The organism is Pandoraea commovens (assembly GCF_024704525.1).
Taxonomy (GTDB): Bacteria; Pseudomonadota; Gammaproteobacteria; order Burkholderiales; family Burkholderiaceae; genus Pandoraea; species Pandoraea commovens.
Genome location: NZ_CP102780.1, coordinates 302301 through 315415, shown reverse-complemented (window position 1 = coordinate 315415; position 13115 = coordinate 302301). Strand labels below are relative to the sequence as shown.

Sequence of the window (13115 nt, the reverse complement as noted above, 5' to 3'; positions counted from 1 at the left end):
AATGTCAGTCGTGCAAATAATGGTTCTTGGGCGGCCAGGGTCGGCTCACGTTATGCAGTTTGATGATGGTCACTTCTCTTTCCTTAAGTCGATAGATCAGTCGGTAACGCTTGTGTGAGACAAGTTCGCGGGTGTTTGGAATGTGGCCGAGACGCCCAATCGCGGGAAAGGTACGAAGCATGTTCAATGTGCGCGCCACGGACTTCTCAAAAGCAATCGCGGCCCTCGCACTGAAATTCAGCAAGCCCGTTCTGGCCATGACGCGGTCCCGGTGCGAGCGTCGACCAAAGAATCGTTACGCACACAATTCCTCCTCGAGCATTCGCACCCACGCCTCGGCTTCAGCACTAACAATTTCATCCGGCACCGTACGCCCGGCTTCGATATCTCGCAGTCCCATGAGCACCCCGAAGATTTCTTCGACATCGATTTCATCGGGATCATGCGGCGTTTCGAAGTACTCAGGATTGAGATCAATCGAGCATCCGGTCTTGATGACCTCACTCGGCAACTTTCGTCCCGAGGCGACATCCACCAGACCTTGAACTGTCGCGTCGTGGAGAATTTGCGCCTCACGCCAGAGTTGCGCTTCTTCCTCGGCGCTCAGCGGGTGGATTTCCGGCGCAGGTACAGGTGTGTAATTCGAATTCCTGCGACCGATCGGGTAGGGAGCATCGTACTGTTCAACAATCTGCATCGTGATTCCTGACTAGGATTTGGGCGGGGGGCCACTCACGCGAGTGTTGCCAAATTAATCGTCAGGAAGGGGGCGAGTCAATCGGGTCGGGAGATTTCTCGGGCGATTCCTAAGCGGATCGCCCGTTCTTCTGATGACCCGACCGAGTTATCGCTGCGCGACCGAAAACCCGTGTTCGCGAAGCAGCTGGAGAATCCCGTGCGGGCCGCCCAGATGCAACGTGCCGACTGCGACGAACACCGGCTTGCCCGGGTCCGCCAGGAACAGCATCCGCGCCAGAAAGCGGCGGTTGCGAGAGTAGAGAATGCGCTCGTCGATCGCGTCCGCCAACGTCGCATTGCGTCGCACTTGCAGCGCCTTGCTCTGCGACCAGTCGAACACCAGCTCGGCATCGCCCGCACGCCACAAGCGGTGCAACTCCTCCACCTGCGCCGTCGCCTTCTTCGGCGTGAGTACCAGCTCCTGCGCCAGCAACTCGTTCTGCTGCGCCGCCGTCAGGCCGGTGAACGCGTCCATCTGCTCGGCAAGCGACTCGAGGCCGACAATGCGGCCACGATAGATGTTCTCTAACTGGTTTTCCGTGCCGTACTCGGTCTGGAGGTCGGCGCCCATCGAATCCAGCGTCTCGACGAGCAGCGCCGCCAGCCACGGGCGCATGTGGCGAATCTCGGCAAGCATCGCCGGATTGCCCTTGAGACGGTCACGCAACTGACGCCAGAGCGGCGCAGGGATCAGCTTCGGCAGGCAGGCCCTCGAGCACATGCCGTATTTCTGGACGTCGTCCTGCGACATCGTCAGGTCGTCGGGCGACAGCTCGAACGCCACCACCTTCGACACGCGCAGCGCATCGACCACCACTTTGCGGAACGGATAGTCGTCGGGTTTGCCCACGTGCAACGTGCCCATCACGTAGATGGTCATGTCGCCCTTGCGCGCTTCGTAGAACGGGAGATTGGCGCCCGGCGGCGGCTCGCCGGGCTCGGGCACCACCAACGGGAACGTTCGCGGCGCCACCGCGCGCGGAACGGCAGTCGTCGCCGCGTCCAGCGTGACGGCCAGCGTCATCAGCAAGCAACCCAGCAGCCAGCCGGTCAATGCAACGCCCCGGCGCACATACGTCGCGCGTGGTGGTCCACCCAATCTCTTTATCCCTCTATCTCTTCGACCCGATGGCACGCCACCCGACGTCCTTCGATCTCTCGCAATTGCGGCACTTCCTGACGGCATCGGTCGACGGCATACGGACAGCGCGGCGCAAACGCACACCCCGGAGGCGGGCGCAGCGGCGACGGCAATTCGCCGATCAGCGGAATCTTCACCCGCCGCTCGGACGCCTTGATCGCCGGGGTCGCCGACATCAATGCCTTCGTGTACGGATGCAGCGGCTTGCCGAACACGGCGGCCTTGGGACCGTGTTCGACCGCGCGGCCGAGGTACATCACCATGACGTCGTCGGCCACATGCTCGACCACCGCGAGATTATGCGACACGAATACGTAACTCGTCGCGTATCGGTCCTGCAAATCCATGAAAAGATTCAGGATCTGTGCCTGAATTGAGACATCCAGGGCCGAAACCGGCTCGTCGGCGACCACAATCGCCGGTGACAGGATCATCGCCCGGGCAATCGCCACCCGCTGACGCTGGCCGCCCGAGAACATGTGCGGATATCGCGCCACATGTTCCGGACGCAGGCCGACGGTGCGCATCATCGCGGCGATCTTCTCGCCCCGCTCGGCACGGCTGAGCGACGTATTGATCGCCAGCGGCTCGTCGAGCGCCTGCCCCACCGTCTTGCGCGGGTTGAGCGACGCGTACGGGTTCTGGAACACCATCTGGATGCGCGTGCGCAACGGCGCCAGCTCGCCCGCCGACGCCGCCGTGGTCTCGGTCGCGTCGACAAAGAGTCTGCCGGACGTGGGCGTCTCTATCAACGTCAGCACCCGCGCCAGCGTCGATTTGCCGCACCCCGACTCGCCAACCACCGCCAGCGTACGCCCCGCTTTCAGCTCGAACGACACCCCGTTCAGCGCCTTGACGCTCGCCTGCCCGCGCAGCAACCCACGGTTGACCGTGTAAAAACGCGTCAGATCCTGCGCAGCCAGCACCACGCGGTTGTCCGGCGCACTCGCCTGCGGACTGGCCGGAGGCGTCGCAAATACCGTTTCGCTCATTGCGCCCCTCCCGTCGACTGTCCAATCGCCACTTCACCCGTGCCATGCGGCAACGGCTTGAAACACCGCACCATCGGCGAACCCACCGCGCTCGGCCCGACATAGGGCGTCAGCGCAGGCGGCACTGCGCGGCAATGATCGTCGGCATAAGGACAGCGCGGCGACAGCAGACAGCCCGCCGGCCGGTCGTCGCGCCCCGGCACCACGCCCGCAAGCGTACGCAAACGACGCACACCCCGGTTGTGTTCCGGAATCGCGGAGAGCAGCGCCTCCGTGTAAGGATGATGCGGCGCATCGAACAGCGCTGGCACTTGCTGGACTTCGATGACCTGCCCCGCATACATGACGGCCACCTTGTGCGCGACTTCCGCCACGACCGCGAGATCGTGGGAAATCAGCACGAGCGACATGCCGTAGTCCTTTTGCAGTTGCAGCAGCAAGGCCATGATCTGCGCCTGAATGGTGACGTCCAGCGCAGTCGTCGGCTCGTCGGCAATCAGCAGTTTGGGACGGCACGCAATCGCCATCGCGATCATGACGCGCTGGTTCATCCCGCCCGACAGCTGGTGCGGATAAGCGCCGAGCCGGTTGGCGGCGTCGGGAATCTCGACCTGTTCCAGCAGTTCGACGATCCGCTCACGCAGCGCCCGTCCGCGCAATCCCATGTGACGGCGCAGTACCTCGCCGATCTGATAACCGATGGTGAAGCTCGGATTCAGACTGGTGAGCGCATCCTGAAAGATCATCGAGACGTCGCGCCCGACGATATTGCGGCGATCGCGTTTGGACGCGTGAAGCAAGTCGCGGCCGTCGAAACGCACTTCGTCGGCAGTGACGTGACCAGGGGCGTCGATCAGGCCCATGAGCGCGAGCATCGTCACGCTCTTGCCGGAACCGGATTCGCCGACCACGCCGAGAATTTCGCCCTGGCCGACGTCGAGGTCGATGGCGTCGACGGCGCGTGCGCCGTCGAAGTCGACCGATAGATTTCGAATGGAGAGCAGGCTCATGCGATGCGTTTCAGTTTGGGGTCTAGGGCATCGCGCAGGCCGTCGCCGACCAGGTTGATGGCAAGGACCGAGATGACGATCGCAAGTCCCGGCAGCGTCACAATCCACCAGGCACTTTCCATATAGTCGCGTGCGGACGCGAGCATCGAGCCCCACTCCGCGAGCGGGGGCTGCACACCAAGGCCGAGAAAGCCGAGCGCCGCTGCGTCGAGAATGGCCACCGAGAAGCTCAGCGTCGCCTGCACGATGAGCGGCGCCGCGCAGTTCGGCAGCACCGTCGAGAACATCAGGCGCAGCGTGCCCGCCCCCGCCATGCGCGAGGCGACGACGTACTCGCGCTGCAATTCGCCGATGGCGGCCGCGCGCGTCAGACGCACGTACGCGGGCAACGTCACGATCGCAATCGCGATAGTCGTATTGGCCAGACCCGGGCCGATCACGGCCACCACGGCGACCGCCAGCAGCAGCGAGGGCAGCGCCATCATCATGTCCATCAGACGCATGATCGGCGTGTCGAGCCAGCGCGGGAAAAACGCCGCCAGCAGCCCGAGCAGAATGCCCGGAATCAGCGACAGCACCACCGACGACAGACCGATCCAGAACGACAGCCGCGCGCCGTAAATCAGGCGCGAAAGAATGTCGCGTCCCGCTTCGTCGGTGCCGAGCAGGAAACGTGCGTTGCCGCCCTCGAACCACGCTGGCGGAATCTTCACGAAGTCGCGGTATTGCTCGATGGGGCTGTGCGGGGCGATGAGCGGGGCAAGCAGCGCAGCCGCGAACATCAGCAACAGGATGATGGCCGCGACAGTTGCGCCACGGTTAGCGGTAAAGCTGCGCAGGAACTCCCGGATCAGGCGCGCGCGCGGCGTGGCCGTGACGGCGGCGGGAGGCGGCAGCGTAGCAGGCGTGTCACTCATTGTTGACCTCCTTCAGTGCCGGATGCGCGGGTTGACGACGCCGTAAAGCACGTCGACCAGCAGGTTAACCAGAATCACGCCCGTCGCGATGAGCAGAATGCCGCCCTGCACCACCGGATAGTCGCGTCGGAGAATCGCATCGATCAGCCACTTGCCGATGCCGGGCCACGAGAAGACGTTCTCGGTGAGCACCGCGCCTGCGAGCAGCGTGCCGACTTGCAGACCGATCACCGTGATGACGGGAATCAGCGCATTGCGCAGCGCATGCACAACGATCACGCGCCACGGCGACAACCCCTTCGCGCGTGCCGTGCGGATGTAATCCTCACGCAGCACTTCGAGCATCGCGGAGCGCGTCATGCGGGCAATCACCGCGAGCGGCACGGTGCCGAGCACGATGGTCGGCAGAATCAGGTGGCTGACCGCCGAGGCAAACGCACCCTCCTCTCCCGAGAGCAAGGTGTCGATGAGCATGAAGCCGGTCACGCTCGGCACGTCGTATTCCACGCCGATGCGCCCGGACACGGGCGTCCATTGGAGATCGACGGAGAACAGCATGATGAGCAGCAGCCCCCACCAGAAGATCGGCATGGAGTAGCCGGTGAGCGCAGCGCCCATGGTGGTATGGTCGAGCATCTTCCCCCGCCGCAGCGAAGCAGCAACGCCTGCCGGCAACCCGACGGCGAGCGCGAAAATCATCGCGCAGAGGGCGAGTTCAAGCGTAGCCGGGAAGCGGGCGAAGAACTCATGCAGCACGCCTTCGTTGGTCACGATGGAGCGACCGAGGTCGCCCTGTGCGGCGTGTTTCAGGTAGACGAAATACTGCGTGGTGAGCGGCTGGTCGAGCCCGAGCCGCTTCATCGCTTCGGCGTGCATGACGGGATCGAGATTGCGCTCGCCCACCAGCACTTCGATCGGATCGCCAGGAATAAGGTGAATGAGCGCGAACGCGAGGACGGTGATGCCGATGAACGTCGGGATCACCATGCCTAGTCGTCTCAGGACGAATCTCAGCATAGGAATGTTCCGTGGGGGCGTCGCGCGCCGCCCGTCCCCGGCGCAGGGACAAGTGGCGCATTGCCGCGTTAGTGAATCTTGTCAGTCATGGACGATCTTCCGTCCGGGTGCTGCGAACTGGCCCGGGCGCGGCGGCCGGGCCAGTCGGCTTTCTTCTTGTCGTTGAAACGTGATCTGGCTTAGTCGCGCTTAATCAAGCTTAATCAAGCGACACGCCAGCAAAGCTGTTACGGCTGAACGGGCTGAGCTTGAAGCCCTTCACGTTCGTGGCCATCGGCTTGTACTGCGTCGAGTGCGCGATAGGCGAGAACGGCAGTTGCTGCGCGAAGATGTCCTGCGCCTGCGTGTAGAGCTTGGTGCGCTCCTTGACGTCGGTCGTCTGACGCGCCTGCTTGATGAGATCGTCGAACGGCTTGTAGCACCACTTCGAGAAGTTGTTGCCGTTCATCGAGTCGCAGCCGAGCAGCACGCCGAGCCAGTTGTCCGGATCGCCGTTGTCGCCGGTCCAGCCAATGAGCATGGCATCGTGCTCACCCGCCTTGGCACGCTTGATGTACTCACCCCATTCGTACGTGACGATGTTCGCCTTCACGCCGATCTTGGCCCAGTCGGCCTGAATCATCTCGGCCATCAGCTTGCCGTTCGGGTTGTACGGACGTTGCACCGGCATGGCCCACAGCGTGATCTCGATACCCTTCACGCCTGCCTTGTCGAGCAGCGCCTTGGCCTTCTCGGGATCGTAGCTGGCCGACTTGATGTTCTTGTCGTAGGACCATTGCGTCGGCGGCATCGGCGCGCCGTTCGACAACTGTCCGGCCGAGCCGTACACGGACTGGAGGATCGCCTTCTTGTTGATGGCCATGTCGAGCGCCTGACGCACTTCCACGCGATCGAGCGGTGCCTTCTTGACGTTGTACGCCACGTAGCCGAGGTTGAAGCCCACCTGGTCCGGCATCTTGATCTTCGATGCCTTGCCCTGCGCCTGGATGTCGGCCTTGAGCGCGTCGACGTCTGCCGGACGCGGATACGTCACCACCTGGCATTCGTTGCGCTTGAGCTTCTGGATACGCACGTTGGCGTCCGTCGTGATGGCGAACACCAGCTTGCCCACCTTCGGCGGCAGGTTCGTATTCCAGTACTCCTTGTTGCCGTCCATACGCAGCGTGGCGTCCTTCGTGTAGCTGCGGAAGATGAACGGGCCGGTGCCGACCGGCTTGAGTGCGATGTCGCGCGGGTTGTTCGCCGCCATCAGCTTGTCTGCGTATTCCTTCGAGAGGATCGACGCGAACGACATGGCCAGGTTCTGGATGAACGGGGCGTCGACCTTCTTGAGCACGAAGCGCACGGTGTACGGATCGACGATCTCGATGCGCTCGATGTCGGCCTGCAAGCCCATGTCCACGTAGTACGGGAATTCCGCCGGGTAAGCCTTGCGGAACGGCATCTCGCGGTCGCCCATGCGGTCGAACGTGAACTTCACGTCTTCGGCGTTGAAGTCGCGCGTGGGCTTGAAGTATTCGGTGGTATGGAACTTCACACCCTTGCGCAGGTGGAAGGTGTAGATCTTGTTGTCCGGCGAGATGTCCCACTTCTCGGCCAGCGACGGCATCGTGCCCGTCTCACCCGGCACGAAGGCGACGAGGCGGTTGTAAATGGCGTCGGCGGGATCGAAGTCGGTGCCGGTGGTCAGTTGCCCCGGATCGAAACCGGCGGGGCTGCCCTCGGAGCAGTAGACGAGGGTCTTGTTCGGGAGCTCGACGGCTGCCGCGGGCGGGATCACTGCCGCTCCGGCGAGCACGGTTGCAGCCAACAGCAAACGCAGGGTGTGAGTCTGTTTCATAGGCTCCTCGTATTTTTGAGTTGACGCCCGGCAACGATCAGCCACCGGGCCCACGAGGGATATTACTTAACCTTCACCTACGTAACAACACGCCAAATCCCTACTAAACCGCGTATTTGTGGCGTTTTTGATTAGGAAATCACTCAATTTTGATTAGGATTGACTTCCCGAGCGGTCATCGGGCAGAAAAGATTGCGCGCCCCTTAGCCCATTTCTGCCCTTCCCCGCCTTGCCATCCGTCCTTACAGGCCGAGCCGCTGCCACATGGCTTTGGTCGCTGCCGCCGCATTGAGCGTGTAGAAGTGCAGGCCCGGTGCGCCTTCCTTGAGCAGGCGCTCACAAAGTGCCGACACCACGTCGAGACCGAAGGCGCGAATGGCTTCGCGGTCGTCGCCAAAGCCTTCCAACCGCTTGGCTATCCAGCGCGGCACTTCCGCACCGCACATTTCCGAGAACCGCATCATCTGCGAGTAGTTCGTGATCGGCATGATGCCCGGCACGATCGGCACGTCCACGCCGAGGCGGGCGACGTCGTCGACAAAGCGGAAGTAAGCATCCGCATTGAAGAAATACTGGGTGATGGCCGCGTTCGCGCCCGCCTTCACTTTGTTGGCGAAGTGCTCGAGATCGTGGCGCGGCGATTTCGCCTGCGGATGGTATTCGGGGTAAGCCGCGACTTCGATGTGGAACCAGTCGCCCGTCTCGGCGCGAATGAATTCGACCAGTTCGGACGCGTAGCGAAACTCGCCGATCTCGCCCATGCCCGACGGCAGGTCGCCACGCAGCGCCACGATGTGACGGATGCCGTGATCGCGGTACGTCGTGAGAATGTCGCGGATGTTGTCGCGGGTCGAGCCGACGCACGACAAGTGCGGTGCGGCGTCCACGCCTTCGCGTTGGATTTCGATGACGGTGTCGAGCGTGCCCTGCTGCGTCGAGCCGCCCGCGCCGAACGTCACGGAGACGAACTTCGGACCGAGCGGGAACAGTTGCTCACGCGTCGCGCGCAGCTTCTCCGCGCCGTCGGCGGTCTTGGGCGGGAAGAATTCGAAACTGAAGGAAGGTTGCGTCATGATCGTCTTGTTATCGTCGGAGCCGTTCATGCCGCGCGTCTGGCGTGCACGAAGAACTCCCGGTTGCCGTCGCCGCCGGCGATGGGACTGTCGAGCCACGCGGCCACCGTCAGTCCGAGCGCTTCACAGGCGGTGCGGATTTTTGTCTCCACTTGCGCATACTGCGCGGTGTCTTTCACGAGGCCACCGCGTGCGATGTGCTCCCGTCCCACTTCGAATTGCGGCTTCACCAGCATCAGCAGGTCGCCCCCCGGCGCAAGCAACGGCGCTACAGCGGGCAACACCAGCGTGAGCGAGATGAACGACACATCGCCCACGATCAGATCGAAACCTGCCTCGGGGACAGCATTCAGTCCGCCATCCGATACAACGTCCGTCAAACGCTCGTCTAGCATCTCGCGCGACAGATGCCGCGCATTGATCCCTTCGAGCGACGCGAGCCGGGGCTCGCCCATCAAACGCGGATGCAGTTGTCCGTGCCCCACGTCGACGCCGACGATCTGCGCCGCGCCCGCCTGCAACAGGCAGTCCGCAAAGCCACCGGTCGACAGACCGACGTCGAGCACCACGCGGCCTGTCACGTCGAGTCCCGTCGTGGTCAGTGCGCCAGCCAGCTTGAGGCCACCGCGCGACACGTAACGGTCTTCGTCCGGCAATCCGTCCGCCGCCGCACGCACTTCCAGTTCTTCGTCGCTCGCCACCGGTTGGCTGGCTTTCTTGAGCGCCGTCTCGGTGCCGGTGTAATACACGCGTCCGGCATCGATCAGACGTTGAGCGACAGTGCGCGACGCCGCCAGCCCTCGGGAGACGAGGGCCTGATCGGCACGAAGAGCTTGCGACATGACTACGAATTTCCTGCAAAGAACCGTCGACGGGAGGCCGTCGACACTTACACGTTGGAGACGCGGTCGCCGAACACCAGCGCCGAGAGAATCCACGAAATCAGGCTGTACAGCAGCGAGCCGAAGAGCGCCGCCCAGAAGCCGGAGACTTCGAAGCCCTTGACGACATGCGACGCAAGCCAGAACAACAGTGCGTTGATGACGAAGATGAACAGCCCCAGCGTCACGACCGTGACCGGTAGCGTGAGCACGACGAGCAGCGGGCGCAGGAACGCATTGATCAGGCCAAGCACGACCGCGACGATCAGCGCCGTGCCGATGCCCTTGAGCTGAACGCCCGACACGATGTACGGCAAAACGAGAAGCGCGATGGCATTGATGAGCCAAATCAGCAGCAAACGCATGGCAAGCTCCGTAAAACTTGCCGGTGCGCGGCATTCATGCCCGCACCGGCGGTGGGAAATTCGAGTCCGGCGAGCCCCGGCGGACACAACGGCAACTGACGCCATCGCACCGCCGTGGCTTCACCACACGTTACCGCGCCGGGTCGGTACGTCGCATTCCTCCATGCAACGTGCCGACGACCCGCGCGGCAACGTCAATCGATCAATAACGGTAGTGCGACGGCTTGAACGGACCGTTCTTGTCGACGCTGATGTACTTCGCCTGATCGTCGCTCAGCACGGTCAGTTCGGCACCGATACGGCCCAGGTGCAGGCGCGCGACCTTCTCGTCCAGATGCTTCGGCAGCACGTACACGCTGTTCTTGTACTTGGCACCGTGCACGAACAGTTCGATCTGGGCGAGCGTCTGGTTCGTGAACGAGTTGCTCATCACGAACGACGGGTGGCCCGTGGCGCAACCAAGGTTCACGAGGCGGCCTTCAGCCAGCAGGATGATGCGCTTGCCGTCCGGGAAGATGATGTGATCGACTTGCGGCTTGATGTTTTCCCACTCGTACTTGCGGGTCGACGCCACGTTGATTTCCGAGTCGAAGTGACCGATGTTGCAGACGATGGCCTGATGCTTCATGGCGGCCATGTGGTCGTGATCGATCACGTGGAAGTTGCCCGTCGCCGTCACGAAGATGTCGGCCTTGTCGGCTGCGTATTCCATCGTCACGACACGGTAGCCTTCCATAGCGGCTTGCAGTGCGCAGATCGGATCGATTTCCGTGACCCACACCGTCGCGCCCAGACCGCGCAGGCTTTGCGCGCAGCCCTTGCCCACGTCACCGTAACCGGCCACGAGGGCGATCTTGCCCGCGATCATCACGTCGGTGGCGCGCTTGATACCGTCGACCAGCGACTCACGGCAGCCGTACAGGTTGTCGAACTTCGACTTGGTGACCGAGTCGTTGACGTTGATGGCCGGGAACGGCAGCGTGCCGTCCTTTTCCATCTGGTACAGACGGTGCACGCCGGTGGTCGTCTCTTCGGTCACGCCCTTGATCTGCGACAGGCGCTTGCTATACCACTGCGGATCGATTTCGATGTGACGCTCGATGGCGGCGTACAGCGCGACTTCTTCTTCGTTGGTCGGGTTAGCCACGACCGACAGATCCTTCTCGGCCTTGCTGCCGAGAATCAGCAGCAAGGTAGCGTCGCCGCCGTCGTCGAGAATCATGTTGGCGAACTCGCCGTTCGGCCATTCGAAGATGCGATGGCTGTATTCCCAGTATTCGTCGAGCGACTCGCCCTTGAACGCGAAGACCGGAATGCCAGCGGCCGCGATGGCGGCGGCGGCGTGGTCCTGCGTCGAGAAGATGTTGCACGAAGCCCAGCGGACTTCGGCGCCCAGCGCGGTCAGCGTCTCGATGAGCACGCCCGTCTGGATGGTCATGTGCAGCGAGCCGGCAATGCGCGCGCCCTTGAGCGGCTGGCTGGCCTTGAATTCGGCACGCGTAGCGACCAGACCGGGCATTTCGCTCTCGGCAATGGTCAGCTCTTTACGGCCCCATGCCGCCAGATTGATATCGGCAACGTGGAAATCGGAGAATTTCGAATCGACTACGGCGTTCATCACGCCTCCTTTCTCTAAAGTCTAGATAGTTGGGACGTGAGCGCCGTTCTTGGGGCCCACGCGCCAACGATCCGGGGGGTAATCCGGCGGCCGGCGGGGCCAATAGGAAGGATCTTGAGCCTGGCAGCACTTCGGCTGTCGCAACGCTCCTCAAGACCCCGGCATTGTAGCAAAACTGATGCGCGAAGTTACGGCAGAAGCGACGTCCGAAGGGTTATTTTTGTCAGACGGGAAGATGGGCAATCAGCGGGGCGGCAAGCACCATGAGCACGCCGTTGATCATCATGACGAGACTGGCGACAACGCCTTCTTCGCCACCGATCTGGCGCGCCTTGGCCGTGCCGAAGCCATGAGCGCCCGCGCCGAACGGGGCACCGCGCGCCATACGCGTACGCAACGGCAGCCACGACAGCAGCGCCTCGCCCAGCAACATGCCGATCAGGCCAGTGATGATGACGAAGAGGCCGACCAGATCGCGCGAACCGCCGACCTGATCCGACACGACGAGCGCGAACGGCGTCGAGATCGAACGGGCAAGCAGACTGCGCGCCATCTCCGGCGGCAATTCGAACAGCCGCGCGAGGACATAGGAACTACCCACTGCCACGACCATCGCGACCAGCACGCCGAACGTCAAGGCGAAGGCATGGCGGCGAATGATGTCGCGATGCTCGTAAATCGGCACCGCAAAGGCGATGGTCGTCGGCCCCAGCAGCCACACGAGCCAGCGGGAATCGGCGATGTACGTCGTATACGAAATATCGCCGCCAATCATTACGCCGATGACGAGGATCGGCGCGAGAATCGCCGGGCCGAGCCACACCTTGCCGAAGCGCGCATAAAGGCGCTTCGACACGTAATAGAAGAAGACGGTGAGAGCGAGCAGCAGGAGCGCCGTATGATTCATGACAATTCCCTGCGAGTGCGATCGGCTTGAATAGCGGCGCGAACGGCGTCGGGTACGTAATACATCAGCGACCATCGTGCGCATGCGCACGGCGGGCCGGAATACGGGCGAATGCCAGCTTCAGACGGCGCTCGGCGCGGCAGGCGAAGTCGACGGCCAGCGCGGTCGAGATCATCACGAGCGTGGTGCCGACGCCGATCACGGCCAGCAGTTGCAGGCCTTCCTGACGCAGCAGATCGGTGTATTGCATGACGGCGGCGACCAGCGGCACGAAGAAGAGAATCATCTCGGCCAGAAACCAGTCTGCGCCACGCTTGATCTTCTCCGTCTTCAACACGCCGCTCATGAGCAGCGCGACGACGACGAGCAAGCCCAGCACGCCACCCGGCAAGGGCAGATGAAAATGACGCGACGCAGCATCGGCCGCCAGATAGATTCCCGTCAGGAGCGCAATTTGCCAAAGCACACCAACGACGCCCTTGCTACGGCTGTACAGACGGCTGGCGATCATCTTGGTCATGGCTGACTCCCTAAGGGTTTTCCTGGATATGGAAAGCAGTATAGGAAGCGGCGCAACATAAATATAATGAATTAGTCGTATTAAAACGATTCCAAA

At 62.6% G+C, this 13115-nt stretch carries 14 protein-coding genes and 1 riboswitch; all 14 genes read right to left on the bottom strand.

Annotated elements, in window-relative coordinates:
• Nucleotides 1-4: 4 nt before the first annotated feature.
• The 14 genes from NTU39_RS26970 to NTU39_RS01715 all read right to left on the bottom strand — a co-directional run bounded on the left by NTU39_RS26970 (nucleotide 5) and on the right by NTU39_RS01715 (nucleotide 13019).
• The gene (locus NTU39_RS26970) at nucleotides 5-181 is read right to left on the bottom strand and encodes a type II toxin-antitoxin system RelE/ParE family toxin (protein WP_373275385.1); all 177 of its coding nucleotides are present in this window, start codon (nucleotides 179-181) and stop codon (nucleotides 5-7) included.
• Nucleotides 182-295: 114 nt separating this feature from the next.
• A complete protein-coding gene (locus tag NTU39_RS01775) occupies nucleotides 296-697 on the bottom strand; it encodes a hypothetical protein (RefSeq protein WP_257959062.1) in 402 nt (133 codons plus the stop codon).
• Between the two features lie 147 nt (nucleotides 698-844).
• Nucleotides 845-1924, bottom strand: coding sequence for a TraB/GumN family protein (locus NTU39_RS01770; protein ID WP_373275352.1), 1080 nt, complete (start codon nucleotides 1922-1924; stop codon nucleotides 845-847).
• Nucleotides 1843-2871 carry a peptide ABC transporter ATP-binding protein gene (locus NTU39_RS01765; RefSeq protein WP_174984538.1) on the bottom strand — a complete coding sequence of 343 codons (1029 nt, stop codon included), beginning with the start codon at nucleotides 2869-2871 and terminating at the stop codon, nucleotides 1843-1845. Before NTU39_RS01765 ends, NTU39_RS01770 begins: the two co-directional genes overlap by 82 nt.
• Entirely contained in the window at nucleotides 2868-3881 is a 1014-nt protein-coding gene (locus tag NTU39_RS01760) for an ABC transporter ATP-binding protein (protein ID WP_150663953.1), read from the bottom strand. Before NTU39_RS01760 ends, NTU39_RS01765 begins: the two co-directional genes overlap by 4 nt.
• Complete coding sequence (locus NTU39_RS01755; protein ID WP_039394894.1) at nucleotides 3878-4798, bottom strand: ABC transporter permease subunit; 921 nt, start codon at nucleotides 4796-4798, stop codon at nucleotides 3878-3880. Before NTU39_RS01755 ends, NTU39_RS01760 begins: the two co-directional genes overlap by 4 nt.
• Before the next feature lie 12 nt (nucleotides 4799-4810).
• Nucleotides 4811-5815, bottom strand: a complete 1005-nt coding sequence (locus tag NTU39_RS01750) for an ABC transporter permease subunit (protein WP_150663952.1) — start codon at nucleotides 5813-5815, stop codon at nucleotides 4811-4813.
• Nucleotides 5816-6014: 199 nt separating this feature from the next.
• Complete coding sequence (locus NTU39_RS01745; RefSeq protein WP_150663951.1) at nucleotides 6015-7655, bottom strand: ABC transporter substrate-binding protein; 1641 nt, start codon at nucleotides 7653-7655, stop codon at nucleotides 6015-6017.
• A 242-nt stretch (nucleotides 7656-7897) separates the two neighbouring features.
• A complete protein-coding gene (gene metF, locus NTU39_RS01740) occupies nucleotides 7898-8728 on the bottom strand; it encodes a methylenetetrahydrofolate reductase [NAD(P)H] (protein WP_257959060.1) in 831 nt (276 codons plus the stop codon).
• 26 nt (nucleotides 8729-8754) lie between these two features.
• A complete protein-coding gene (locus NTU39_RS01735; protein ID WP_150663949.1) occupies nucleotides 8755-9570 on the bottom strand; it encodes a TlyA family RNA methyltransferase in 816 nt (271 codons plus the stop codon).
• A 47-nt stretch (nucleotides 9571-9617) separates the two neighbouring features.
• Entirely contained in the window at nucleotides 9618-9974 is a 357-nt protein-coding gene (locus NTU39_RS01730; RefSeq protein WP_039394882.1) for a phage holin family protein, read from the bottom strand.
• Nucleotides 9975-10176: 202 nt separating this feature from the next.
• Nucleotides 10177-11592: an adenosylhomocysteinase gene (gene ahcY, locus NTU39_RS01725; protein WP_257959059.1), complete on the bottom strand. Its 1416-nt coding sequence runs from the start codon at nucleotides 11590-11592 to the stop codon at nucleotides 10177-10179.
• Nucleotides 11593-11623: 31 nt separating this feature from the next.
• Nucleotides 11624-11750, bottom strand: a riboswitch (S-adenosyl-L-homocysteine riboswitch).
• Nucleotides 11751-11815: 65 nt separating this feature from the next.
• Nucleotides 11816-12499 (bottom strand): LrgB family protein, encoded by a 684-nt coding sequence (locus NTU39_RS01720; protein ID WP_150663948.1) that lies wholly within the window; start codon nucleotides 12497-12499, stop codon nucleotides 11816-11818.
• Between the two features lie 64 nt (nucleotides 12500-12563).
• A complete protein-coding gene (locus NTU39_RS01715; RefSeq protein WP_150663947.1) occupies nucleotides 12564-13019 on the bottom strand; it encodes a CidA/LrgA family protein in 456 nt (151 codons plus the stop codon).
• Nucleotides 13020-13115: the final 96 nt, after the last annotated feature.

Excerpts from the sequence above, each read along its gene's own strand:
- NTU39_RS26970 (WP_373275385.1), bottom strand. The coding sequence starts at position 181 with ATGCTTCGTACCTTTCCCGCGATTGGGCGTCTCGGCCACATTCCAAAC.
- NTU39_RS01775 (WP_257959062.1), bottom strand. The coding sequence starts at position 697 with ATGCAGATTGTTGAACAGTACGATGCTCCCTACCCGATCGGTCGCAGG.
- NTU39_RS01770 (WP_373275352.1), bottom strand. The coding sequence starts at position 1,924 with ATGCCGTCAGGAAGTGCCGCAATTGCGAGAGATCGAAGGACGTCGGGT.
- NTU39_RS01765 (WP_174984538.1), bottom strand. The coding sequence starts at position 2,871 with ATGAGCGAAACGGTATTTGCGACGCCTCCGGCCAGTCCGCAGGCGAGT.
- NTU39_RS01760 (WP_150663953.1), bottom strand. The coding sequence starts at position 3,881 with ATGAGCCTGCTCTCCATTCGAAATCTATCGGTCGACTTCGACGGCGCA.
- NTU39_RS01755 (WP_039394894.1), bottom strand. The coding sequence starts at position 4,798 with ATGAGTGACACGCCTGCTACGCTGCCGCCTCCCGCCGCCGTCACGGCC.
- NTU39_RS01750 (WP_150663952.1), bottom strand. The coding sequence starts at position 5,815 with ATGCTGAGATTCGTCCTGAGACGACTAGGCATGGTGATCCCGACGTTC.
- NTU39_RS01745 (WP_150663951.1), bottom strand. The coding sequence starts at position 7,655 with ATGAAACAGACTCACACCCTGCGTTTGCTGTTGGCTGCAACCGTGCTC.
- metF (WP_257959060.1), bottom strand. The coding sequence starts at position 8,728 with ATGACGCAACCTTCCTTCAGTTTCGAATTCTTCCCGCCCAAGACCGCC.
- NTU39_RS01735 (WP_150663949.1), bottom strand. The coding sequence starts at position 9,570 with ATGTCGCAAGCTCTTCGTGCCGATCAGGCCCTCGTCTCCCGAGGGCTG.
- NTU39_RS01730 (WP_039394882.1), bottom strand. The coding sequence starts at position 9,974 with ATGCGTTTGCTGCTGATTTGGCTCATCAATGCCATCGCGCTTCTCGTT.
- ahcY (WP_257959059.1), bottom strand. The coding sequence starts at position 11,592 with ATGAACGCCGTAGTCGATTCGAAATTCTCCGATTTCCACGTTGCCGAT.
- NTU39_RS01720 (WP_150663948.1), bottom strand. The coding sequence starts at position 12,499 with ATGAATCATACGGCGCTCCTGCTGCTCGCTCTCACCGTCTTCTTCTAT.
- NTU39_RS01715 (WP_150663947.1), bottom strand. The coding sequence starts at position 13,019 with ATGACCAAGATGATCGCCAGCCGTCTGTACAGCCGTAGCAAGGGCGTC.